Source organism: Kribbella sp. NPDC003557 (assembly GCF_040610805.1).
In the GTDB taxonomy this organism is placed as follows: Bacteria; Actinomycetota; Actinomycetes; order Propionibacteriales; family Kribbellaceae; genus Kribbella.
The window spans coordinates 317763-341199 of the sequence record NZ_JBEXMY010000007.1 but is presented as its reverse complement, the minus strand read 5'-3'; the positions used below and the strand labels follow the sequence as shown (position 1 = coordinate 341199).

General features: G+C 69.3%; 22 protein-coding genes. 7 read left to right on the top strand and 15 right to left on the bottom strand.

The annotated features are described in order from the left end of the window. The first annotated feature begins 11 nt into the window (after nucleotides 1-11). Nucleotides 12-704, top strand: coding sequence for a hypothetical protein (locus ABZW60_RS29910; RefSeq protein ID WP_355482435.1), 693 nt, complete (start codon nucleotides 12-14; stop codon nucleotides 702-704). Here the strand turns inward: ABZW60_RS29910 and ABZW60_RS29905 are convergent. The 3 genes from ABZW60_RS29905 to ABZW60_RS29895 are packed head-to-tail and all read right to left on the bottom strand — an operon-like array spanning nucleotide 701 to nucleotide 2994. Further along, nucleotides 701-1210, bottom strand: a complete 510-nt coding sequence (locus tag ABZW60_RS29905) for a GNAT family N-acetyltransferase (protein WP_355482433.1) — start codon at nucleotides 1208-1210, stop codon at nucleotides 701-703. The two genes, ABZW60_RS29910 and ABZW60_RS29905, sit on opposite strands and share 4 nt — an antisense overlap. Before the next feature lie 42 nt (nucleotides 1211-1252). Beyond that, entirely contained in the window at nucleotides 1253-2320 is a 1068-nt protein-coding gene (locus tag ABZW60_RS29900) for a HAMP domain-containing sensor histidine kinase (protein ID WP_355482431.1), read from the bottom strand. A gap of 11 nt (nucleotides 2321-2331) precedes the next feature. Further along, complete coding sequence (locus ABZW60_RS29895; RefSeq protein WP_355482429.1) at nucleotides 2332-2994, bottom strand: response regulator transcription factor; 663 nt, start codon at nucleotides 2992-2994, stop codon at nucleotides 2332-2334. 88 nt (nucleotides 2995-3082) lie between these two features. Here ABZW60_RS29895 and ABZW60_RS29890 point away from each other — a divergent pair, with 88 nt between their 5' ends. Further along, entirely contained in the window at nucleotides 3083-3703 is a 621-nt protein-coding gene (locus ABZW60_RS29890; protein WP_355482428.1) for a M15 family metallopeptidase, read from the top strand. 2 nt (nucleotides 3704-3705) lie between these two features. Here the strand turns inward: ABZW60_RS29890 and ABZW60_RS29885 are convergent, their stop codons facing one another. Further along, nucleotides 3706-4539 (bottom strand): oxidoreductase, encoded by an 834-nt coding sequence (locus tag ABZW60_RS29885; protein WP_355482426.1) that lies wholly within the window; start codon nucleotides 4537-4539, stop codon nucleotides 3706-3708. Between the two features lie 183 nt (nucleotides 4540-4722). On the opposite strand from ABZW60_RS29885, the gene ABZW60_RS29880 reads away from it, so the two are divergent. Beyond that, the gene (locus ABZW60_RS29880; protein WP_355482425.1) at nucleotides 4723-5706 is read left to right on the top strand and encodes an AraC family transcriptional regulator ligand-binding domain-containing protein; all 984 of its coding nucleotides are present in this window, start codon (nucleotides 4723-4725) and stop codon (nucleotides 5704-5706) included. Here ABZW60_RS29880 and ABZW60_RS29875 read toward each other — a convergent pair. Then, on the bottom strand, nucleotides 5703-6224 hold the full coding sequence (locus ABZW60_RS29875) for an N-acetyltransferase family protein (protein WP_355482423.1): 522 nt from the start codon (nucleotides 6222-6224) through the stop codon (nucleotides 5703-5705). The genes ABZW60_RS29880 and ABZW60_RS29875 overlap by 4 nt on opposite strands. A gap of 42 nt (nucleotides 6225-6266) precedes the next feature. Here ABZW60_RS29875 and ABZW60_RS29870 point away from each other — a divergent pair, with 42 nt between their 5' ends. After that, nucleotides 6267-6827 (top strand): helix-turn-helix domain-containing protein, encoded by a 561-nt coding sequence (locus ABZW60_RS29870; RefSeq protein ID WP_355482421.1) that lies wholly within the window; start codon nucleotides 6267-6269, stop codon nucleotides 6825-6827. Here the strand turns inward: ABZW60_RS29870 and ABZW60_RS29865 are convergent. After that, complete coding sequence (locus ABZW60_RS29865; RefSeq protein ID WP_355482419.1) at nucleotides 6794-8305, bottom strand: FAD-dependent monooxygenase; 1512 nt, start codon at nucleotides 8303-8305, stop codon at nucleotides 6794-6796. The two genes, ABZW60_RS29870 and ABZW60_RS29865, sit on opposite strands and share 34 nt — an antisense overlap. A gap of 66 nt (nucleotides 8306-8371) precedes the next feature. Beyond that, nucleotides 8372-8980 carry a TetR family transcriptional regulator gene (locus tag ABZW60_RS29860; protein WP_355482417.1) on the bottom strand — a complete coding sequence of 203 codons (609 nt, stop codon included), beginning with the start codon at nucleotides 8978-8980 and terminating at the stop codon, nucleotides 8372-8374. Nucleotides 8981-9081: 101 nt separating this feature from the next. Here ABZW60_RS29860 and ABZW60_RS29855 point away from each other — a divergent pair, with 101 nt between their 5' ends. Next, nucleotides 9082-10290, top strand: coding sequence for a TerC family protein (locus ABZW60_RS29855; RefSeq protein WP_355482415.1), 1209 nt, complete (start codon nucleotides 9082-9084; stop codon nucleotides 10288-10290). Here ABZW60_RS29855 and ABZW60_RS29850 read toward each other — a convergent pair. The 4 genes from ABZW60_RS29850 to ABZW60_RS29835 form a co-directional block, all read right to left on the bottom strand. Further along, nucleotides 10287-11117 carry a carbohydrate ABC transporter permease gene (locus ABZW60_RS29850; protein WP_355482413.1) on the bottom strand — a complete coding sequence of 277 codons (831 nt, stop codon included), beginning with the start codon at nucleotides 11115-11117 and terminating at the stop codon, nucleotides 10287-10289. The two genes, ABZW60_RS29855 and ABZW60_RS29850, sit on opposite strands and share 4 nt — an antisense overlap. 2 nt (nucleotides 11118-11119) lie before the next feature. Beyond that, on the bottom strand, nucleotides 11120-12070 hold the full coding sequence (locus ABZW60_RS29845) for a sugar ABC transporter permease (RefSeq protein ID WP_355482411.1): 951 nt from the start codon (nucleotides 12068-12070) through the stop codon (nucleotides 11120-11122). A 76-nt stretch (nucleotides 12071-12146) separates the two neighbouring features. Beyond that, a complete protein-coding gene (locus tag ABZW60_RS29840; protein ID WP_355482409.1) occupies nucleotides 12147-13469 on the bottom strand; it encodes an extracellular solute-binding protein in 1323 nt (440 codons plus the stop codon). A 1-nt stretch (nucleotide 13470) separates the two neighbouring features. Continuing rightward, nucleotides 13471-15327, bottom strand: a complete 1857-nt coding sequence (locus tag ABZW60_RS29835; protein WP_355482407.1) for a beta-L-arabinofuranosidase domain-containing protein — start codon at nucleotides 15325-15327, stop codon at nucleotides 13471-13473. Between the two features lie 157 nt (nucleotides 15328-15484). Between ABZW60_RS29835 and ABZW60_RS29830 the strand changes: the two genes are divergently transcribed. Together ABZW60_RS29830 and ABZW60_RS29825 are read left to right on the top strand one after the other, a co-directional pair. Continuing rightward, nucleotides 15485-16483: a LacI family DNA-binding transcriptional regulator gene (locus ABZW60_RS29830; RefSeq protein ID WP_355482405.1), complete on the top strand. Its 999-nt coding sequence runs from the start codon at nucleotides 15485-15487 to the stop codon at nucleotides 16481-16483. A gap of 140 nt (nucleotides 16484-16623) precedes the next feature. Then, on the top strand, nucleotides 16624-17811 hold the full coding sequence (locus ABZW60_RS29825) for a hypothetical protein (protein WP_355482403.1): 1188 nt from the start codon (nucleotides 16624-16626) through the stop codon (nucleotides 17809-17811). On the opposite strand, the gene ABZW60_RS29820 is transcribed toward ABZW60_RS29825, so the two are convergent. The 4 genes from ABZW60_RS29820 to ABZW60_RS29805 all read right to left on the bottom strand — a co-directional run bounded on the left by ABZW60_RS29820 (nucleotide 17774) and on the right by ABZW60_RS29805 (nucleotide 23427). Further along, the gene (locus ABZW60_RS29820; RefSeq protein ID WP_355482401.1) at nucleotides 17774-18754 is read right to left on the bottom strand and encodes an acetylxylan esterase; all 981 of its coding nucleotides are present in this window, start codon (nucleotides 18752-18754) and stop codon (nucleotides 17774-17776) included. The two genes, ABZW60_RS29825 and ABZW60_RS29820, sit on opposite strands and share 38 nt — an antisense overlap. Before the next feature lie 77 nt (nucleotides 18755-18831). Continuing rightward, the gene (locus ABZW60_RS29815; protein WP_355482399.1) at nucleotides 18832-21141 is read right to left on the bottom strand and encodes a polysaccharide lyase 8 family protein; all 2310 of its coding nucleotides are present in this window, start codon (nucleotides 21139-21141) and stop codon (nucleotides 18832-18834) included. A gap of 10 nt (nucleotides 21142-21151) precedes the next feature. Beyond that, nucleotides 21152-22375, bottom strand: coding sequence for a GDSL-type esterase/lipase family protein (locus ABZW60_RS29810; protein ID WP_355482397.1), 1224 nt, complete (start codon nucleotides 22373-22375; stop codon nucleotides 21152-21154). Next, nucleotides 22375-23427 carry a right-handed parallel beta-helix repeat-containing protein gene (locus tag ABZW60_RS29805; RefSeq protein ID WP_355482396.1) on the bottom strand — a complete coding sequence of 351 codons (1053 nt, stop codon included), beginning with the start codon at nucleotides 23425-23427 and terminating at the stop codon, nucleotides 22375-22377. The genes ABZW60_RS29810 and ABZW60_RS29805 overlap by 1 nt, the downstream gene beginning before the upstream one ends. Nucleotides 23428-23437: the final 10 nt, after the last annotated feature.

The window sequence follows — 23437 nt, the reverse complement described above, 5'->3', positions numbered from 1 at the left end:
AGGGGGAACTCTTGAAGCTCTGGAAACTCGTGCCGGCCGTCGCACTCCTGACGGCCGGCCTGACGGCCACCCAGCCCGCCCAAGCTGCCACTCAGCGAACGACGGCGGCCTGCACTCTCGCAGCCCCCGCACGCATCAGCGTCAGCGGGTCGTACAACCTGTTCTACGCGCGGCTGGGTGCCAACTGTCCTGCGAACGTCTACACGGCGGTGTGGAAGAGTACGCCCGCCGTCACGGGGAAGCCGCAGGGACGGCTCGAGTTCACGAACGGCAATCGCGTCGCCCAGTTCGGCTTCTCCGGTGCGTCGCCGGTGATCGGGACGATCACCTGGCAGCCCGCCGGTGGCGCGACAGACATCAACGGCGTCAAGGTCGCCGATCTCGCCACCGGGTACACGGCGTCCCGGTGCGCGTCGGTGGCAGCTCTCACCGGTGGCCGCCAGGGCAGCCGTACGGCGCTGCTCACCACAGTCTCGTACTGGCGGCCCCTCCACGACCGGTACGAGCGCTGGGCCGGTAAGAAGGTGCTGATCCAGTACCAAGAGATCGGCTCGACAATTTGGAAGGGCTTGGCGTACGTCACCACCAACAGCGTCGGACAGGTGACGTACAACTACTATCCGAACCGCACCCGCCGGTACCGCGTGTACGTCCCCGCCACCACCAGCATCTGGGACGACTACTCGCCGGTGATCAGTCGTTAGAGCGTCTTCGCCATGTCGAGGGCGGCTATGTAGTCGCCCTCGATGAGGAACTCGTCGGGGTGGGTGCCTTCGACGACGTAGCCGTGGCGTTCGTACAGGCGGCGGGCGGCTGTGTTGGTGCTGTGGACGTGGAGGCTGATCTTGCGGGCGCCGCGGAGGTGGCCCTCGGTGGCGGCGGCGTCGAGGAGTGCTGAGGCGACGCCCAGGCGGCGGGCCTGGTGGGCGACCGCGAGGCCGTTGATCGACAGCACGCCCGCGCCCTCGGGGAACTGGTACTTGTCCTGCAGGCGCAGGTAGCCGACCACGTTTCCGTCGTGTTCCGCGACCAGGTGCGCTTCCGGCCCGCTCCGGCTGAAGAACGTGTCCTGCAGGGTGTCCTGGTACGACGGGAAGCCCGACGACGCGTCCCACGCGCTCCGCTCGATCGCGAGCAGCGCCGCGTCGTCCTCCTCGACGGCACGGCGTACGGTCACCTGATGGCCGGCTGATCGGCGGTCGTCACTCACCGCACCATCCTCACCCGGCGACCGGGCCAACTGCTTGCCGGGTCAGCTTTCGAGCTCCGGCAGTACGACTGTCGCGGTCAGGCCGCCGTCCGGATTCGCGGCCAGCTCGAGCCGCCCGTGATGGACCTCGACGATCCGGTTCACCAGCGCCAGCCCGAGCCCGTGCCCGGTGCCGTAGCGGTCCTTGGCGAACGGTTCCACGAACGTCCGCACCCGGGCCGGGTCCAGGATCCCGCCGTCGTTCCGGACCACGAGCCGGCCGCCGCCGGAAACGCGGACGGAAACCGTTCCGCCGCCGTGCCGGATCGCGTTCTGCGCCAGGTTCGTGACCAGCTGGTGCAGCAGTACGTCGTTGCCCTCGACAACTGATTCCGACAGCTCGGAGGACAGCGTCGCACCCGCCTCCGTCGCCTCGGCGGACAGCGCCGGCCAGGCCGACCGCACCACCGCCGAGAGGTCGACTGGATCGACCTCGACCTCGCGGTTGTCCAGCGCGGTCAGACTCAGCAGTGTCTCGACGATGTCGATCCCCCGCTGGTTCGTCTCCGCCAGTCGCTGCACCAGCTGCGGTACGTCCTGATGCCCCGGATCGGCCTGCGCGACGTCGAGCATCGTCTTCATCACCGCGTGCGGCGTCCGCAGCTCGTGCGAGGCGTTGGCCGCGAACCGCCGGTACTGCTCGAAGGACAGCTGCAGCCGGTCCAGCATCTCGTCGAACGTGTCCGACAGGTCGGTGAACTCGTCCCGGATCCCGGTCAGCCCGATCCGGTGGTCCAGCGACCCGGTCGCCGCGCGCCGCGCCGCGGCCGTGATCTCCTGCAGCGGTTTCAGCATCCGCCCGGCGAGGATCCAGCCGCCGACCAGTCCGACGATCGCCAGGAATCCCAGCGTCCACGCGGACAGTTTCACCACCAGGTCGAGGATCTCCGCGCGCGACGGCGGCTGGCCGGACCGCAGGTCCCGCGGGTTCGCGGCGGTCAGCGGGTAGTTCGGAACGATCCGGAAAACCAGCCAGATGATGCCGGAAACCGCGGCACCGGAAACGACCAGCAGACCCGTGTAGCTCAACGTCAGCCGCAACCGGACCGTCAGCCGCGGCCGCCGCGTCATCAGGCCCTCGCTCACGATTCACCGACCCGGTAGCCGACGCCGGGCACGGTGTGGATCACCCAGGGGTTTCCGAGCTGTTTCCGCAACGCCGAGATCGTGATCCGGACCACGTTGCTGAACGGGTCGGCGTGCTCGTCCCAGGCCTTCTCCAGCAGCGTCTCCGCGCTGATCACGCCGCCCCGGGCCGCCATCAGCAGCTCGAGTACGGCGAACTGCTTGCGGGTCAGCTTCACGTACCGGTCGAAGCGATACACCTCACGGCGGTACGGATCCAGGCGGACACCGGCGTACTCGATCACGGTCGGCGTGGCCGCGGCCGGGCGGCGGACCAGGGCCCGGAGCCGGACGACGAGCTCGCGCAGCTCGAACGGCTTGGTCAGGTAGTCGTCGGCGCCGAGCTCGAACCCGGCCACCTTGTCGTCCAGGTCGCCGGCCGCGGTCAGCATCAGCACCCGGCAGCCGATGCCCTGCGCAACGATCTGGCGGCAGACCTCGTCACCGCTGACACCGGGCAGGTCACGGTCGAGGACCACGACGTCGTACGCGTTCACCGCCACCGCGTCCAGCGCGGAACGCCCGTCCAAGGCCAGGTCGGCCGCGATCGCCTCCAGCCGCAGCCCGGCCTGGATCGCCTCGGCGAGATAGACCTCGTCCTCGACGACCAGCACCCGCATACCGTCCATTGAACCAGGCCCGGCGTATCGAAAACGTAAAGGAATCCGCAGACGCTGCTGCAACATCGCCTCCGATGAACTGGTCGGCATGCTGATCAATCACCTGCGCCGCGAGCGCCGGCCGACCGTACCCGGCCGGCCGGCGATCGTTGCCATCGTCATCGGTCTCGTGCTGACCGCCTGTACAACGGTTTCCGGAGCCGACGAGACGTCGCCGTCGAGCACGGCCTCTCGGTCCGGCCGATCGTCCGGATCAGGCAAGGCACAGGGCGGACCGCCCGGGGCCTCGGACGGCGTCCTGCCGGACCACACGTCGGCCTACGACACCGACCTGCCCGGCGTCGCCAAGCTCGATCCCGCGCTGCGCGAGGCTGTCCAGCGGGCCGAGACCGCGATGAAGAAGGACGGCATCACGATGCAGGTCACGACGGGGTGGCGCAGCAAGAAGTACCAGGAAGAGCTGATGGAGAAGGCGATCCGGAAGTACGGCAGCAAGAAGAAGGCCAAGGAGTACGTCGCCGATCCCGACGAGTCCCACCACGTCACCGGGCACGCCGTCGACATCGGCCCCACCGACGCGGACGACTGGCTCAACCGGCACGGCAGCCGCTACGGCCTCTGCCAGACGCTGTCCAACGAGATCTGGCACTTCGAGCTGGCGACCACGCCGGGCGGCACCTGCCCGCCGATGACCACGCCGGAGACGTGACGTCAGCTGGACGGAACCCCGATCGCTCGGCGCACGACCGCGTCGAAGGTACGGTCGGGCAGCACCTCGCGGAGGAAGATCAGCGGCTTGGCTCCGAAGCCGACGGCGTACCGCGTTCTCGGCTTGGGCGCCCGCACCGCCTTGGCGATCGTCCGGGCGATCAGCTCCGGCGCGGACGACCGCCGCTGATTGGACTCGGACGAGAGCGAGTCGGCGACCGCGTTGCCCTGTGCGGCGTACGGACCGGTGGAGGAGACGGCCCGGAGCTTGCCGGCCGCGATGCCGGCCCATTCGGTCCTGATCCCGCCGGGCTCGATGACGACGACGTCGATCCCGAAGGGCTTGAGCTCGAGCCGGAGGCAGTCGCTGATCGCCTCGAGCGCGAACTTGGTCGCGTGGTACCAGGCGCCGAGCGGGGTGTGGATCCGGCCGCCCATCGACGTGATGTTGACGATCGTCCCGGACCGCTGGGCGCGCAGCTGCGGGAGCACGAGCTGGATGAGCCGCGCCGCGCCGAAGACGTTGACCTCGAACTGGTAGCGGGCCTCGTCGAGCGGGACGTCCTCGAGCGCGCCGTACGAGCCGTAGCCGGCGTTGTTGACCAGGACGTCGAGGCGGCCCGTCTCGGCGAGGATCTTCTCGACGCCGGCCTGCATCGACGCGTCGTCGGTGACGTCCATCGGGATCGGGCGGATGCCGGAGCTGGTGAGGTGAGCCATCCGCTCGACGCGGCGGGCCGCGGCGTAGACGGTGTAGCCGGCCTGGGCCAGTTCCAGCGCGGTGGCTTCACCGATGCCGGACGAGGCGCCGGTGACGAGGGCTGTCGGCGTACTCAAGGTAGTTTCCTTTGCTGCGGTTCTGCTGTGGACATGGCCCACGGTAGGAACGCCGGCGCACGACTCCACTAGCACAAGACGCCGATGGGCTTGCACTTCGCGCCATCACCAGTCGGCGTGATCTGCAAGTGCGTTGGCGGCCTGTGCAGGTCGTCGCGTCGTGTCGGCGGCTAGGCTCGCGGTATGGCAGGTGAACGGTTCGACCTGGAACCGAGCGTCCAGGCTTTCGTCCGGGACCTCGGTATCTCACCGGCGCGGGCCCTGCGGCGCGCCGGGCTGCCGGCTGATCTGTTCACCCGCCGGCCCATCGAGCTCTCGGTTCCGGAGTACTACCGGTTCTGGGACGCGCTCGGTGCCGAGGGTGGCGCGGATCGCGATCTCGCGGTCGACATCGGGAAGGCGATCTCTGTCGAGTTCTTCTCGCCACCGATGTTCGGCGCGCTCTGCAGCCCGAACCTCACCGCGGCGGCGCAGCGGCTCGCTGTCCACAAGCCGCTGATCGGCCCGCTGCGGATCGACGTCGACGCCGGCGCCGCGCTGACGATCACCTGCATCTGGCCGCCCGGACCGAAGCCACCGAGCCTGCTGGCGGCCACCGAGCTGATCTTCTGGGTCGCTCTGGCGCGCATCGCCACCCGCGAGCAGATCCGGCCCGCCCGCGTCACCGTGCCTGACCCGCCGGCCGACCCGTCGGCGATCGAGAGCTACCTGGGCGCGCGGGTCCGCAAGGGCAGCCGGTCGTCGATCACCTTCACCGCCGCCGATGCGGCGCGTCCCTTCCTGACCGAGAACGACCAGATGTGGCGAGTCTTCGCCCCTGAGCTCCGCCGCCGGCTCTCCGACCTGCAGGCCTCCGCGACGGTCGCCGACCGGGTCCGCGCCGCACTCCTCGAGACGCTGCCCGCCGGCGACCCGTCGATCGGGGCGGTCACACACCAACTCGCGACCAGCGCGCGTACTCTCCAGCGGCAGCTCAGCCACGAGGGCACGTCGTTCCAGGCGATCCTGACCAGAACCCGGGAAGACCTCGCGCGGCACTACCTGGCGAACGGCGACCTGCGGACCACGGAAATCGCGTTCCTGCTCGGGTACGACGACACCAACTCGTTCTACCGGGCGTTCAAGTCCTGGACCGGCACCACCCCCGACACGGTCCGGGCCGGCTAGCGGGGTTCGGTCGGGGGATCCGGGAGCTTGGCGAGCGGGCGCTGGGACCAGGCGACGTCGTGCCAGGAATCGAGTTTCCAGCCGATGTTCCGGTAGATCCCGATGGCCTCGAAGCCGAGCGACTTGTGCAGGGCGTCGCTGGCGGGGTTCGGCTGGGTCACACCGGCGACGGCGGTACGGAAACCGCGTTCGGAAAGCCGGTCGAACAGGGCGTTGTAGAGCGTCCGGCCGGCGCCGGTGCGGTGATGGCTGGGCGCCACGTACACACTGACCTCGCAGGACCAGCGGTACGCCGGACGCGGCTTCATCGGGCCGCCGTACGCGTAGCCGACCACCGCACCCTCGTCCTCGAGGACGAGCCACGCATGAGTGGACTGCGCCTTGGTGATCCGCTCGGCCATCTCCCCGGCCGTCGGCGGCTCGAGCTCGAACGTGATCGCGGTGCCTCTGACATACGGCGCGTAGATGGCCGCGCAGGCCTCGGCGTCGGCGGCCGAGGCGTCTCTGACCTGAACCATGGCACGATAGTAGCCATAACTGCCGCTATAGTGGCAAGCGTGATGGATGAACTGTCTCGCTCCCTGGCCGCGACCGTGCACCAGGCGCGGGTCGCCCAGGACCTGTCGGTGAACGCGCTGGCCGAGCGGTCGGGCGTGTCCCGCGCGATGATCGGGAAGATCGAGCGGGGCGAGGCACAGCCCACCGCCGTACTGCTGGGCAAGCTCTCGGGAGCGCTCGGCATCACGTTGTCCGAGCTGATCGCCCGTGCGGAGAACACGGGCGACCTGCTGCGGAAAGCGGACGACCAGCCGGTCTGGACCGACCCGGTCACCGGATATCGCCGCCGCGCGGTATCTCCGGTGACCGAGGGACCGCTCGAACTCGTGGAGGTCGAACTGCCGCCGGGCGCGTCGGTTTCGTATCCGGCCGACGCCTACATCTTCAAGTACCAGCAGTTGTGGATCCTCGACGGACTGCTGCGTTTTCACGAGGGGTCGCAGGTGCACGAACTGCACACCGGTGACTGCCTGCAGCTCGGCCCGCCGTCGCCGACGACCTTCCACAACCCGGGTACGTCGATGTGCCGCTATCTGGTCGCACTGGTCAAGGGGCGCGGCTGAAACCACTGCGCGATGGCGTCACGCAGTTCCTCCCGTTCCGCGGCGCCGTCCTGCTCGGCGGCCCAGGCGACATAGCCGTCCGGCCTGATCAACAGGGCGAGCGGCGTCTCGCTCCGGCCGGTGACCACCTCGACGGGATCCGCCACGAGGCCGGCGAACGCACCGTCGGGCGTGAGGTCGACGAGGAGCGGGCGCGCGGACCGCATCAGTTCGGCCAACCGCACCGACCCGACCATCAGGTCCGGCGCCCAGCGACCGGCCAGCGGATGCGATCCCGCGGAGTACTCGATGTCGGCGCCGGAGATCAGGTCCGCGATGCGCTGCGCGTTCCGCGGATCGGTCAGGAACTCGCCGAACAGTTTCCGCAACGCCGTCACGTCCGCACCCGGCGCGATCAGCGCGGACTGCGCCTGCGTCTGCATCACGACCCGCTCCCCCACCGGCCGGCGCTCGGACTCGTAGGTGTCGAGCAGCCCAGGCGGCGCCCAGCCCTGCACCTCGGCCGCCAGTTTCCAGCCGAGGTTGACCGCGTCCTGGAGCCCGAGATTCAGCCCCGGTCCACCGATCGCGGAATGCACATGCGCGGCGTCACCGACCAGCAGCACCCGTCCGGAACGGAAACTCGACGCCAGCCGGCTGTTGCCGCCGACCACCCGGCGCAGCTGCCGCACTCCCTCGCCTGTTGGTTCGGCCAATGGCAGATGCACGCCGAGCACCCGGTCGGCGCTTTCCTGCAGCTCGCCGAACGTCATCTCCCGGTCCGGCGGGGCGTCCCACTCGCCGGTGCTGATCGCCGGCAGCCGATTCGGGAACGGCGCCCAGACGAACAGGCCGCGTTCCGTCCGCTGGTGCAGGAACGGCGGCACCACGCCGTACCCCGGGATCTTCAGCAGCCCGTCCTCGACGTACTCCGGCGGGACCGCGGCACTCCCCGTGCGGGACACCATCGAGTCGTTGGTGACGCCGGGAAAGTCGATTCCGGCGAGTTTCCGCGTCGGGCTGTGACCGCCGTCGGCGCCGACCAGGTAACCGGCCCGCAGCTGGTACTCACCGTCCGGACCGGACAGCGAGACCGTGACGCCGTCCGCGTCCTGCACGAAGCCGGTCAGCTCGTGGCCGCGCCGGATCTCGACGCCGAGCTCGAGCGCACGCTCCTGCAGCACCTCCTCGATCCGTACCTGCGGCACCTGCAGCAGGTAGACCGGGTTCTCCTCCAACCGGTCGAGCGGCAACGGCATCGCCCCGAACACGAATCCGGGCGCCGGCCGCGGCGGCCCCGGCGTACCGCTCAACCGCTCGTAGAGTCCGCGGCGGTCGAGCATCCGGACCACCTGGCCGACCAGGCCGTTGGCCCGCGGCACGGTACTGCGTTCCGGGAGTTTCTCCAGCACGATCGGCCGGACCCCGGCCAGGCGGAGCTCGCTCGCGAGCATCAGGCCGTTCGGGCCGGCCCCGGCAATGACGACTTCGGCATCCATGACATCCCTCCACACAGGCATGACTGACCGCCCCGGCGACACACCGGGGTCGAATGGTTCGATCGGTTATTCGGGGACGGGCAGGCCGGCCTCGATCTGGTCGAGCGCCGACGACAACAGCTCGGCGATCGACCGCGGCGGATCGGCGCGCAGCCACTCCGCCGTCACGACCCCGCGGGTCGCGGCGATCACCTCGGCGACCAGCCGCGGGTACATCCCCGACGTCCCGGTCCGGTCGGCGATCGCGGCCGCCAGCTCGTCACCGGCCCGGGCGTACGCGCGGGCGACGGCGCCCTGCAGGGCCGGTTCACTCATCATCAGCCGGATCCCGGCGAGCCACTGCTCGTCCGGCGGCCGCTGCCCGCCATGGCCTTCCTCGCCGAGCGCGAAGTGCTTCTCGATCGCCGCCCGGACCGCCACCCACAGCGGCTCGTCGGCCGGCCGCGCCCGGAGCTCCTCGGCGATCCGCAGGCTGCGGTCGACCTCGCGCGCGGCGATCGCGTCCGCCTTGCTGTCGAAGTAGTTGCGGAACGTCCGCAGCGACACCCCTGCCTCCGCGGCGATGTCCTCGATCCGGACGTTGCCGTAGCCGCGCTCGACGGCGAGCCGGACCGCGGCCCAGCTCAACGCGATCCGCGTCTCCTGCTTCTTCCGCTCCCGCAACCCGTCGGCCATACGTCGACCGTACCAAAAGTTGCCTGAAGAGCAAAGATGCCTTTTAGGCAATTTCCTGGAAGCAGGCCGGACTCGGCGGTCCGGCATGGTTGGGTTGGCCCATGACCGTGTCCCCGGTGGTCTGGGTGCTGACCCTGCTCGCGATCGTCGGCCTGCTGCTGTTCGACTATTTCTTCCACGTGCGGTCCGCGCACGTCCCGACGATCCGCGAGGCCGCGATCTGGTCCGCGCTGTACGTCGGGATCGCGGTGCTGTTCGGCCTCGGCACGCTGGTTCTCGGCGGTGTCGCCATGGGCTCGGAGTACTTCGCCGGGTACATCACCGAGAAAGCGTTGTCGGTCGACAACCTGTTCGTGTTCCTGATCATCATGACCGGCTTCCGGGTGCCCCGGGAGAACCAGCAGAAGGTGCTGCTGGTCGGGATCGTGGTCAGCCTGATCGCCCGGGCCGGGTTCATCTTCGTCGGTTCGGCGTTGCTGCACACGTTTTCCTGGGTGTTCTACGTGTTCGGGATCGTCCTGCTGCTGACGGCCGGCAGCATGCTCAAGCCGGAAACCGAGGAATCCCACCAGGCGCAGAACGTGGTGGTCCGGCTCAGCCGCCGGCTGTTCCGCACCTCGGAGGAGTACGACGGGGACCGGCTGACGACCGTGGTCGGCGGCCGCCGGATGCTGACGCCGATGCTGCTGGTGATGGTCGCGATCGGCGCCACCGACCTGATGTTCGCGCTGGACTCGATCCCGGCGATCTTCGGCCTGACCCAGAACGTGTTCGTCGTGTTCACCGCGACCGCGTTCAGCCTGCTCGGCCTGCGGCAGCTCTTCTTCCTGCTCGACGGTCTGCTGGACCGGCTGATCTACCTGTCCTTCGGGCTCGCCGCGATCCTGGCGTTCATCGGCGCCAAGCTGATCCTGCACGCGCTGCACGAGAACAACCTGCCGTTCGTGAACGGCGGTGACCACGTCGAGGTGGTGGAGATCAGCACCGGTCTCTCACTGGTGGTGATCATGGCCGTCCTGGTGGTCACGATCCTCGCGTCCCTGTTCAGCACGCGCGGGCGGACGCAGACCGCGATGGCCCACATCCGCCGGGACGCGACGGCGTACCTCGACCCGGAGTACACCGACGACCCGGCGGAGCGGGAACGCGTGTTCCAGCGGCTGCTGCGGGCCCGCGACCACATCACCGACCTCGGCCCGAAGGCCAAGCAGCAGGTGCGGAACGAGGCCGACCTGATGGACCTGTGCCGCCAGGTCGGCGAGGCGCACGCCGCCGCCCACGCCGACCACGAGATCCGCCCCAGCCTCTAGCCCTTCACGGCTCCGGAGGCGAGGCCGCTCACGTAGAACCGCTGCAGTCCGACATACAGCACGACACACGGAATCATCGCGATCACCGATCCGGCCACCAGCGACCCGAAGTTGATCTCGCCGTACGCCCCGGCCTGGACGTTCACCAGCGCGACGGGCAGCGTGTAGAGCTCGTCCTTGGTGAGGAACGTCAGCGCGCCGAGGAATTCCGTCCAGGCCGCGAGGAACGCGTACAGCGCGACCGTCGCGGCGCCCGGGGTGATGAGCGGACGCAGTACGGAACCGAGCATGCGGAGCGTTCCGCACCCGTCCACGTGGGCCGAGTCCTCGAGCTCGACCGGCACCGACGCGAACGAGTTGCGCATCACGAACACCCCGAACGGCAGGTTGACCGTGGTGTAGAACAGCACCAGCCCGAGCAAGCTGTCGGTCAGCCGCAGGACGTTCATCTCCAGGTACAGCGGTGTCAGGATCGCCTGGAACGGGATCATCATCGACACCACGACGAGCGCGAACAGCACCGGACCGCTGCGGAACCGGAACCGTGCGAACCCGTAGCCGGCGAGGGTCGCGAGCAGCGCCGTCAGGACGGCGGTACTGAGGGCGACGACGAGGCTGTTCCCGACGGCCCGGACCAGGTTTCCGGGCCCCTCGATCAGTGTCCGGAAGTTGTCCCAGGTCAGGTCGAAGAACGTTTTCCCGTCCGGCGCCGCGACGATCACGTCGTTCGGCTGCACCGACCGGAAGAGGGCCCACAGCAACGGTACGGCGAAGACCAGGAAGGCACCGCCGCCGCCGATCACGTAAAACGTGTTCTTGAGTCGCATCGTCAGTCCTTCTCCCGGAGCAGGCGGAACTGGGCCGCGGTGACCAGGCCGACCACGACGACCAGCACGATCGACAACGCCGTCGCGGCACCGAGCTGCAGCTGCACGAAGGCCCGGTTGTAGATGTACTGCACGACCGTCGTGGTGTCGGTCCCCGGACCGCCGCGGGTGAGGATGTAGAACTGCGAGAACGCGAGCAGCGAGCCGATCACCGAGATGATCACCGCCATCGCGATCGTCCGGCGCAGGATCGGGATGGTGATCTCCCGCTCCTGCTTCCACCAGCCCGCGCCGTCCAGCTCGGCGGACTCGTAGTACTCCCGCGGGATCGCCTGCATACCGGCCATCAGCAGCATCATCGTCAGCCCGCTGACCGCCCAGATCACCAGCACACAGATCAGTCCGGTCGCGAGAGGCCCGTCCACCAGCCAGGCCGTCGTCCCGTCGGTGATCCCGAGCTCGCGGAGCACGATGTTGATCACGCCGCTGTCCGGCTGCGCCTCGAGGACGGTCACGAAGCTGAGCGTCGACAGCCCGACGACGAAGGGCAGGAAGAAGACGGTCCGCAGCACCGTCGAGCCGCGGCGCTTCCGGCGGACCAGGACCGCGAGCGCGTAGCCGAGCACCAGGATCGGCCCGGTCACGATGACCGTGTAGAGCAGGGTGTACAGGACCGACTTGGCGAACGCGGCGTCGGAGACGATCGCCGTGTAGTTCTTCAGCCCACTGAACTTCACCGTGCCGATCAGCGGCCAGTTGGTCAGCGAGATCACCAGGGCGAACGCGAGCGGGACCAGGACGAAGACCCCGACGAACAGGACTGCGGGAGTCACCAGGAACAGGCCGGTCCGGGACGGATGTGTGAGCGAGCCCTGCCCGACCCGGCGGCCGGCCGAGGCCGCTCGGCGGGAGCCGGAGTCGAGCCGGCGGGCGCCCCTGACGGCGCTACTCATCGGCGTCCTCGCTTCGCTCCGGGCGCCGACGAGGCACAAGGTACGCGGTGTCTGATGATGAACTCGCTGCGCTCGCTCATGCCTGCCCCTGGCGCAGGATGCGGTCGTAGTTCTGCTGTGCTTCCTTCATGGCGGCCTCCAGCTCGCCGTCGAACACGGCGCGGCGGAACATCTGCAGCCACGGCCCGTCCGGCTGGTTGTAGAGGAGGTTGTAGGACAGGGTGGTCGGCGCGTAGCCCTCCTGGATCCGTTCCAGCGGCAGCGTCGCCAAGGGGTACTTGCCGGCGAACTCGGGGGTCCGTGCATCCGATCGCACCGGCGTGTACCCACCGGCCGGCAGGTCGATCTGCTGCGGCAGGTCCAGCGCGAACCGGACGAACTCCCACGCGCCGGACGCGTTCCGGGCGCCGCGCGGAATGCACATGTTGTCGCCGCCGTCGAAGAACGCGGCGCCTCCGTCGGGGCCGGACAGCAGCCGCGGGGTGACCTTCTCGTGGAACGCCTTGTCGGCAGCCGACACCACCACGCTGTAGTTCGACGGGAAGATCCCGATCTTGCCGGCCCGGAAATCGCTGCCCCACCGGGACGCGTCGTCGGAGAAGTTGGCCCTCGGCACCAGTCCGTCGACCCACAGCTGCCGGTGCAGCTCGAGCATCTGCTCGACCACGGAATTTCCGGCGATGTGTCCGGCCTGGTCGGGGATCTTTCCCTGGATCAGGTCCGTGTCCGCCGCCCAGACCATCGGCTGGACGACGAACCCGAGCGCTCCCGGGCTGTTCGCCGGGAAACTCCAGGCGTAGATGTCGTCGCCGAGTTTCCGGAATTTCCTGGCCGCATCGAGCAGGTTTCCGAACGACTTGACGGCCTCGTCCGGGTCGACGCCGGCCCGGTCGCAGAGCTCGGTGTTGAACCAGAACATCGAGTTGTCGGCCAGGTACGGGACGCCGTACACCCGGTCGTCCTTGGTCGCCAGCCGCAGATGGCCGGGGCTGAGCTGGTCCCGGAAATCCAGCGCGGCGAGCGGTTCGGTGAGGTCGGTGAACGCGTCGCGGTAGATGAACAGCATCGAGTTGATGTCGTCGATGTCGACCAGGTCCGGCACACTCCGGCCGCGGATCGCGGTCGCCAGCTTGGTCACGTACTGGGCGTCCAGGACCGGGGTCAGCTCGACCGTGAGCCGGTCCTGCGACGCGTTGAACTTCTTCACCAGGTCGGTCAGGCCGCTCTGCGTCGCCGCCCGGCACCACACCTGCACGGTGCCGGTGGCGTCCTGCCCGAAACCCGCCGCCTGGACGTCGGCTTCGGGCAGGACCGAGCTGCAGCTCGCCGTCAGACCGGCCCCCGTCATGCCGGCCGCCGCAGCGGCCGACACGCCGAGGAACTTCCGCCGGGTGAACACGTCAGGCCCTGGGCAGCCAGACGCGCATGGCACCGATCTCCCGGTTCGCCCACGCGTAGTACGGAATCGCCGTCACCTCGACCGCCTCACCCGTCGAGTCCTGCACGCCGGGCTCGAACGACCAGCCGGGCCGATGACCGGTCCCTACTCGTCCCTGGGCTCTCAGCACGGTCACTCCGTCGAGAAGATCCGTGCTCTCGGCAACAGGTGCCTCGGGGACCAGGTGGAGGTCGTCGACGTTCGCCTGGTTGTCCACTTGCTCGACGGCGTACACCAGCGGGCCACGTTCGAGCGCGACACAGCCACGCACCGCGTCGATGCGGGGATCTGCCCCGACAACCCTCGACCGCAGCGGCAGTTGGAGGTCGATGTCAGCCGCCTCGACCCGCACGTAGGTGCCGGGCTCGGCCGGTTCGCCGTTCACGGTGGCGCCCTGCGCCCACGCGGGAATGCGGAGCTCGACCACGGCCGGCGCCGCACTGGTGATGCGGACCGCGCCGTCCCACGGGTAGTTCGTCTCGACGGTCAGTTCGACGTCGCCGGCCTTGATCGTGCCCGCGGCGTACTGGTGGATCTGGACCGCGTCGTCGGTGGTCGTCGCGAGGTAGCCGTCGAGGCTCGACAGCGTGCGCATGATGTTCGGCGGGCAACACGCGCAGTCGAACCAGCCGCGCCGGCCGTGCGCCGGGCTCCGGCCGGTGTCCGGGTACGCCGCGCCGCGCAGCTGCAGCGGGTTGACGTAGAAGTACTCCGACCCGCCGAGCGACACCCCGGCAAGGAAACCGTTGTACAGCATCCGCTCGATCGCGTCGCCGTACGCCGCCTCGCCGGTCGCGAGCAGCATCCGCCAGGCCCATTGGATTCCGCCGATCGCCGCACACGTTTCCGCGTACGCACGGTCCGGCGGCAGCTCGTACTCGTCGCCGAACGCCTCACCCTCCCAGCGCGCGCCGAGCCCACCGGTGACGTACGTCTTGGTGGACCACATGTGGTCGAACTGCCGCTTCAGTGCGTCGAGCAGCTCGGCGTCGCCGGTCTCCAGCGCGACGTCGGCCGCACCGGCGGCGAGGTAGACCGCACGGACCGAGTGGCCCTCGACGGTGGTCGCCTCGCGAACCGGGACCCGGTCGGAGAAGTACGCCGGCGAGTGCCCGTGCCGCTCGATGATCCCGTGCCCGCGGGCCTCGACGAACCACTTGGCCAGGTCCAGGTACGCCGCCGTACCGGTCTCCCGGTACAGCTCGACCAGGGCCATCTCGATGACCGGGTGGCCGTCGACGTCCACGGTCTTGTCGTCGCCGAATGTCGCGACGAGGTGGTCGGCCAGCTTGGTCGCGACGTCGAGCAGAGCCCGGTCGCCGGTGCAGCGGACCTGCGCGACGGCAGCCTGGATCAGGTGGCCGGCGCAGTAGTGCTCGTGGCTCCAGACGAGCTGCTGGTACCGGCCCTCGTCGCCGTACCGGAGCTGGACGACCGAGTCGAGGTATCCGTCGTCGCGCTGCGCGGCCGCGACGACCGCGGTCAGCTCGCGGATGCGCCGCAGCAGGGCGTCGTCGGGGTTGCGCCCGTACTCCCACGCGGCGGCCTCGAGCCACTTGTAGACGTCGGAGTCGGCGAAGACCGGGCCGATCGCCTCGCCCTCGCCGATGCCGGCCGCGAGGCGGAGGTTGTGCAGGTTGCCGGCCTTCTCGAGCTGGTCCTGGCCGCTGGGGATCGCGTCCGCGCCGTTGCGGGCCTGCCGCGGCGCCCAGAAGCCGCCGGTGATCGCGACCTGGCCGAGTCCGAGAGGGTGCCGGCGGCCCTGCGTCGTGGCCGCCGGGCTGCGGGAAGTGGTGACAGTTTCCGGGGAAGAGCTCATCAACCGTGACTCCTGAGTTAGGAAAATCCGGAACACGTTTTCCTGGACGAAGGTAGAGAGCCCGGAGCGCCAGGTCAACCCCTACCTGTGGATAAACTCCGGGCCGGACGCGATCCGTGCGGTACTGTGCCGGAAACCTCAGGAAAGGAGTTGCCGCATGGCGTCACGGACCATCCGCACGCCCGGGATCAAGGACGTGGCCGCGCTGGCCGGCGTCTCGGCGAGCACGGCGTCGAAGGCGCTGAACGACACCGGGCAGCTCCGCGAGGCGACCCGCGAGCGCGTGCGGCGGGCCGCCGAACAGCTCGGCTTCACCCCGGACAGCCGCGGCCGCGCGCTCGCGTCCGGGCGCAGTTTCACGGTCGGCCTGATCACCACCGACAGCTCGGGCCGGTTCAGCATCCCGATCATGCTCGGCGCCGAGGACGCGCTGAGCGCCGGCGAGATGGCCCTCGTCCTGTGCGACACCCGTGACGACCCGCTCCGCGAGCAGCACTACCTGAAGTCGCTGGTCTCCCGCCGGGTGGACGGCATCATCGTGACCGGCCGCCGGACCGAGGCGCGCGAGCCGGTCGACGTGCCGATCCCGGTCGTGTACGCGTTCAGCCCGTCGACCGATCCGGACGACACGTCGGTGATCGTCGACGACCACGGCGGCGCCGCGTCGACCGTGCGCCACCTGCAGTCCCTCGGCCGCGAGCGGATCGCCCACGTCACCGGCCCCGAGTCACACCTCAGCGCGCAGATCCGCGCCGCGTCGACGATGGGCGCCGCGCGGTCGGGATTCGTCGGCCAGCCGCTGTACGGCGAGTGGAGCGAGCGCTGGGGACGGCACGCGGTCGACGTGCTGCTCCGCGCCGAGCCGACGGTGGAGGCGATCACCTGCGGCAGCGACCAGATCGCCCGGGGCGTCTGCGACCGCCTGCGCGAGCTCGGCCGGTCGGTACCGGACGACATCGCGGTCACCGGCTTCGACAACTGGTCCGTGATGGCGCTGGCCAGCCGGCCGCCGCTCACCACCGTCGACATGGAGCTCGAGGAGCTCGGTCGCCGGACCGCCAACCTGCTCCTGGACGTCATCGCCGGCACACCGCGCCGCGGCCAGCTGGTCCTGCCCACCCGGCTGATCACGCGAGAGTCGACGCTCGGCACTTGAGCTGTTGATCGCCGCACGGTCTGCGATCCCGTTTCCGGATGGTCGTGTGGTGCCGTTTCCGGATGGTCGTGTGGTGCCGTTTCCGGATGGTCATCCGTTCGACTGCCGTTGGTTGCCGGCGACCGTCTAGATTGAGCCGGGTGCTGCGCAAGGTGGTGATCGGCGTGGCGGTCATCGCCACGCTGGTGGCGGGGGTGGGGACCGCACGTCTGGTTCTTCCGTGGACCGATCCTGCCCGTGGTGTGGTCAAACAGCTGAAGTTCCTGCGTGCCGAGCTCGAGAACGGCGCGGACGTGGCCGCGCAGAAACAGTTTCCGGAAGGGTATTTCTTCCTGAACGTGCTGTACGGGCTCAGCTGGGTCCAGGTCGGCCTCGACGATCCGGAGCGTTCCGCCGACGCCACCGCGGAGGCGCGCTGGGCGCTCGACCGGATCGCGTCCCGGGACGGGACCGCCCCGTTCGACGAGTCACTCCAACCGCGGTACGGCGTCTTCTACGCGGGCTGGACGAACTGGCTCCGCGGCGGATTGTTCGCCCTCGGCCGTTCCGAGGCCGCCGACCGCGCCGCGTTCACCAGCGCTTCGGCCGAGATCGCCAGCGCTTTCCGGACCGCGCCGTCGCCGTTCCTGGCCGCGTACCCGGGGCAGGCCTGGCCGGTCGACTCAGTCGTCGCGATCGCTTCGCTCCGGTTGTACGACGCGCTGGTCGCGCCGCGCTTCGGCCAGGCCGCGCGCACCTGGGTGACGGCGGCGAGGACCCGGCTGGACCCGGCGACCGGGTTGCTGCCGCATCAGGCGGTTCCGCAGGTTTCCGGCGCGCGGGGCTCGTCGCAGGCGATGATCCAGCGGTTCCTGGTCGACATCGATCCGGCCTTCGCAGAGGAGCAGTACGCGCTCTTCAAGGAGAGGTTCGTGAACGGCCTCGGTGTCCGCGAGTACCCGGAGGGCACCAGCGGCCACGGGGATGTGGATTCCGGGCCGCTGGTTTTCGGAATGAGTCTTTCCGCGACCGTTGTCGGGCTCGGTGCGGCGCGGGTCCACCACGATCCGCTCGCCGACCGGCTGGCCCGGACGGGCGAACTGGTCGGGCTGCCGTTCAGCGGGCTGACGACGAAGCGGTACCTGTTCGGCGCGGTGCCGATCGGGGACGCGTTCCTCGCCTGGTCAACGTCCGCCCGGCCGCTGGTCGCCGCCGGCCAGCCGGAACTCGACGGTGAGTCCGGCTGGTGGCGACTTCCCTGGCTGGTGCTGCTCTGGTTACCGGCGTTGCTGCTGTGGGGCGCGCTGCGGCTCAGGCACCGCGGCCGAAGGCGCCGGCGAGCGCGCTGAGCTTGCGCGGCAGGTCGTACTCGGCGCCGCCCTCGTGGCCGTTGTACGTGAACACCTCGATCTCCGCCGGCCCCGCATAGGCGTGGTACGCCGCGAACACCGTCGACGGCGGGCAGATGTTGTCCATCAGCGCGACCGAGAACCAGGCCGGGCAGGTCGCGCGGGCGGCGAAGTTCACCGCGTCGAAGTACGACAGCGTGCCGATCGCGGTCTCGGTCTCGAACCGATGCCCTTTCAGCCAGCGCGCGATCTCGGCGTACGGCCCGTTGTCGGTGATCTGTGACGCGCGCCGGAAATGACACAGGAACGGCACGTCGGCGATCGCGGCGGACAGCTCGGCGCGCAGCCCGGCGACCGCGAGCGCGAGGCCGCCGCCCTGGCTGCCGCCGACCACCGCGACGCGCTCGGCGTCGACGTCCGGGCTGCTCCGCACGGCGTCGACCGCCCGGACCGCGTCGGTGATCAGCCGCCGGTAGTAATGCTTGGCGGGATCCTCGATTCCGCGGGTCAGGAAACCCGGTGCCGACGATCCGTGTCCTTCCGGCGCGATGTCCGCAGTTTCCGAAACGGTCTTTCCGCCGCCGCCCTGGCCGCGGTTGTCCATGATCAGGTGTGCGTACCCGGCCGCGCTCCAGGTCAGCCACTCGTACGGAATCCCGCGGCCGCCGTTGTACCCGATGTACTGCACGACGGCGGGCAACGGCCCGGTGCGATGGCGTGGCAGGAGCAGCCACGCCTTGACCGGCTGACCGCCCCAGCCGCTGAACGTCACGTCCTGGACCTCGACGGTCGCGAGACGTGCGTCGTACGGCGTGAACGTGGTGCCGATCGGGTGGCCGGCCGCGACGTCGAGCGTCTGCTTCCAGAACGCGTCGAAGTCCGCGGGCTCCTCCGGCTCCGGCCGGTACTCACGCAACCGGTCCAGGGGCATGTCGACCAGCATGAAGTGTTTCCTCTCGATGGAGTCAGTTCAGTGGAGTCGGTGGGAGTCGGTGGGGAGTCGGTGGGAGTCGGTGGGAGTCACTGGAAGCAGACCGTGGCGGCGTTGCCGTGGCGATCGGTGGTGTCGACGACGATGCGCCAACCGCGGCCGCGGCGAGTGACCGTGACGCCCGGATCGGCCTTCGTCAGCTGCAGGTCCGGCTTGTCGAGGTCGACGGTGACCGATGTGCGGGTCTGCGTCGGATCGGAGATCGCGACCGTGCCGCCGGCGACCACGACGGAGGCCGGCCCGTCGGCCGTCAACTCGGCGACGGTGCCCGCGGTCCAGAAGTTGGCTGCCAGGACGTTCTTCATCCGGACAGCGTGTGCCGTGGAATCGGCCTGCAATTTCTGCAGCGGAAGCTTGCCCGCGAAGGACTTCGTCTCCGCAAGAGTTGCCGTCGGCAACTGCACGTAGTAGTAGCCCTGCGCGACCGGCGCCGCGCCGTGCGCAAACCATACGGTTTGGTATGGCCGGGTCACGGGGGTGTCGGTGCCGTACTTGAGGTTGATCTCCCGCCAGGTCGCGGTCCGGTTCTCGCGGAGCGTCCGGATCGGCGTGCGATCGGGGAAGACGTAGCCGCCGGTGCCCTCGAGGTGACACCAGCCGGGCGCGGCGGTGAAGGTCTCGGCGCCGGTGCGCAACTTGCGGTTCTCGACGATCGTCTCGACCGTTCCGTCGCCGGTGATGTCCGACCCGACGCACACCATCACGTCGTCGATCAGGAACCAGCTCTTCAGTGCCCGCAGGCCGGTCCCGTGCCCCCGCAGGTCCATGCCGTAGGCGCCGATCGTGCGCTGCGGAACCGCCGCGCCGCCGACCCAGTCGGCCGCGCTGGTGCTGCGGAAACCGTAGGAGTCGGCCAGCCGCCGGGTGTCGATCGTTGTCCCCGGCAACCGGTACGGGTCGACCGTCGGCCAGTAGTCGCCCGAGTAGTGACCGAGGTCGTCGTCGTACAGCAGCACCATCCCGTCGGACAGGTGCCAGCCGTGCAGGTTCTCGGTCTGGATCGACTCGTAGTTGTAGATCCGCGACGAGTACGCGCTCAGCCCGATCGTGAAGGCGGGGCGGTGGTGCGCGACCTTGTCCATCCGCGGGTACTGCTTGTGCAGCACGAGCGGTCCGCGGGCCGGCGCCGACGACGTCAGGATGCTCCGGGCCGCCACCAGCGAGGCCGGATCCGTGACCTTGAGGAAATCCCGGAAAGTGTCCTCGGTGATCCACTGCTTGACGAGTGCGGTCAGCTGCGCGGCCCGGGCGGGCGGTGCGGCCGGGATCAGCCGCAGGGTGCCTTCGATGACCGTCTGCGTCGGGGCGTGGTTCTGTTTGCTGGGCCGGGCGATCTCCCGGCCGCAGACCGAACCCATCAGATCACCACGCACCATCAACGGGTCGAAGGCGTCGTTGACCCAGCCGTAGATGTTCTCGAGATCCGGATCGGTGACGGTCCACTCGGTGCCGCCGAGCAGGTAGAGCAGGCCGGAAAGCGTTCCGAGCAGTTCCTTGCCGTAGCCGCCGTTGTACGGGTGCTTGTAGTGCTGGAGGAACGAGCCGTCGCTGTAGAAACCCTCGCCGGTTCCGTCGACCCGGCCGGGCGCGTCGTTGAACGCGAGCACGCTGTTCGCGCCGCTGCCTTCCACGTCGCTGATCGCGTCGCGGACGCGGACCAGCGCGGCCGTGTCGCCGTCGAGGACCGCGCGGATCGCCACCACGGTAGCGATCCAGACCCGGTTCGCGCCGGTGGCGATCTGCCGGTCGGCGCGCCACAGGTTCGGGTCCGGCGTGTAGTGGTCGATCGCCGCCGTGTACTTCGCCCGGATTTCCGTCGGGAGCACGTCGTACAGCAGGACGAGTGTGTCGGCGAACGCGGAGGCGCCGCCGATCTCCCAGTCGTAGTCGTTGTCGTAGCGCGGGAGCGTGGGGCTGTAGCGGTTGGCGTACATCCATTCCAGGGCACCGCTGATGTCGTCCGCGACGGACGCATTTCCTTGGTACGCCGATCCGTTCGTGGCCCAGGCGACCGCGATCTGCTTGATCCGGCGGAGGTTCGACGCGACGTGGTTGGAAAGCGTTGTACTCGCCAGGTCAGGCCACAGGGTGGTGCGGCCGGCCGAGCGGTCGAGGGTGGTGAGCGCGGACTGGGCGAGGAGGTCGACGCGGGCGATCGCGACAGCGAGGTCGGGATCGCTCGGGTCGACGGTCGGGCCGCCGGTCAGCAGGGTCTGCCAGCGGAGCCTGAGTTCGTCGGTCGACCCGGCGGCCCAGGTCGGTGTGGGCAGGGCGAGGAGTGCGGTTCCGCCGAGCATTCCGCCGAGGACGGTCCGGCGGCGGAGGGTGAGGTCAGGCATGTGGGTCCTCTCAGAGGGCTAGGGCGATCGCCTTCGCGCCGGCGGCGTTGGGATGGAGGCCGTCGCCGCTGTTGAAGCCGGGACGGAGCCGGGCCGGGTCGGCGGGGTCGCGGAGGGCGGCGTCGACGTCGAGGAGGCGGTCGAAGAGCCGGCCTTGCCGGAGTACGGCGTTGACGTCGTTGCGGACCTGGTCGAGAGCGTCGGTGTAACGGATCCAGCCCTTGAACGGGCCGATGGTCGCGCCGATCACGTCGAGGTCGTGGTCGTGCGCGCGGCGTACCAGTTGGTCGTAGGCCTGCAGGATCCGTGCGGGGTCGGTCTGGCCGGGTGGCTGCTGGATGTCGTTGATGCCCAGGAACACGACCAGCGTCCGGAGGTTCGGCAGGCCTAGTACGTCGCGGTCGAACCGGGACTGTCCGCTCGGCCCGAAGCGGGCGTCGTCGAGCAGAACTCGGTTTCCGCTGATCCCGAGGTTGGCGACGGCGGGGCGGCGGTGGAACCGTGCGGCGTACTGGTCCGGCCAGCGGAGGTTCGCGTTGTCCGGGGTGCCGACGCCTTCGGTGATCGAGTCGCCGAGCACCGCGACCGCCTGACGCCCGGCCGCCGACACGTCGACGCCATTGAGCAGGAACACGGAATTGGTCGGGCGGTCGTTGATGTAGCCGGTCGCGTGCACGTTCCGGTGGAAGCTCAGCGGGCCGGTGGGGCCGGGCAGGTAGATACTCACCGTCAGGTCCCCGCCGTCCGGTACGACGACCTCCACAGGATCACTCATGACGCTCGCCCCGGCCGCGAGCAGCACGTCCTTCTCCCCACCGAACAGCACCGGTGCTCCGTCCACCGCCACCGGTCCGACAACCACAGGCCTCGTACCGAACGGATTGGCGAACCGCAGCCGAACAGCAGAGCCCGGGATGGTCCCAGCGGAAAGGCGAACCGTCGAGCGCAGGGTGACGTCGGTGAATCCGGCGCTGGCGTCGGCGTCGGCCGGGGTGGGAGCAGTCTGCGCCGTCGCCCAACTCGCAGCCCACTGCACACGTCCCCCAGACGCACCCTCGGGTACGCCCTCGGGTGTGGCGTTCGCAGTTACCGCGCCCATCGCGGTACCGAGGACGCCGCCGATCACACCACCGAGAACCCCACGGCGCGAGACCCCGCCCGCAACTCCTCCGGAGATCGTGCGATGTGCCCCGTCCACAGCGGAGTTGGCGAGGTTGTTCGGGTGGCCGGGCATCAGCAGGCTGCTGTCGGGGTGAAGTCGGCTGCGTAGGTGCCGACGGAGTTTCCTCCGGTGTTGCCGGACATGGTGTTTCCGCAGACCTGGCCCTGGGGTGTGCGCATGAACTTGATGCCGCCGGACGCGTTGTTCGTGATCGTGTTTCCGTAGACGTTGTTGCCGGTTCCGTCGGTTTCCGTGTCGCCGCCGAGGCGGACGCCGGCGCCGGTGTTGTCGTGGATCGTGTTGTAGCGGAACGTGTTTCCGTTGCCGCGCGCGTCCAGCCCGCCCGAGCTCGGGTCCTTCTGCCGGCTGCAGTCGTTGTACTCGATCACGTTCGCGGTCGAGTTCTCTTTCACGTCCACACACTCGTTGCCGTACGTCGCGATCGTGTTGTCGTGGATGCGGTTGTTCCGGCTGCGGTCCGGCTGGTCGTCGGGCGCGCCGTTCTCGCCCTGCTGCTCGGGCGCGGTGCCGAGGTAGATCCCCTCACCGTTCTTGCCGCCGTCGCCGAACTTGAAGTCGTACACCCCGCACGGACCGACGGTGTTGTCGTGCACGTCGGCGTTCGTGATCAGGTACCGCAGGCGCAGGCATTCGCCGCCGGCGTTCTTCAGCCGCATGTTCCGGATCGTCAACGTGCCCACGCCGTCACCAGGCGACGTGCTCATCACGTACACGAGCTTGTCCCGGTATCCGTCCTTGCTCGACGACGACCCGAACAACCCGTCGATCGTGAACCCGTCCAGGGTCACGCCGTCGTGCTGGATCTGCAGGATCCGCGAGTTTCCGGCGCCCTTCACGACCGCGCTCGACGGACCGGTGATCGTGACCCCGGACCTGATCGTCACCGCGTCCTGGAGATAGGTGCCAGAGGCAAGATGTACGGTCGCGCCCCGCGGTGCGACGTCAAGCGCTTTCTGGATCGTGGCGAACGGCGAACCGGTCGACGTACCCGAAGTGGCGTCGCTGCCGGTGGTGGCGACGTAGTAGTCGGTCGCGGCGTGCGCCGGAACGGCGGGCAGCGCCAGTGCGGCGCCGAGAAGCAGGATCGGGACAGCTCTGGACATGGTGGTCCTC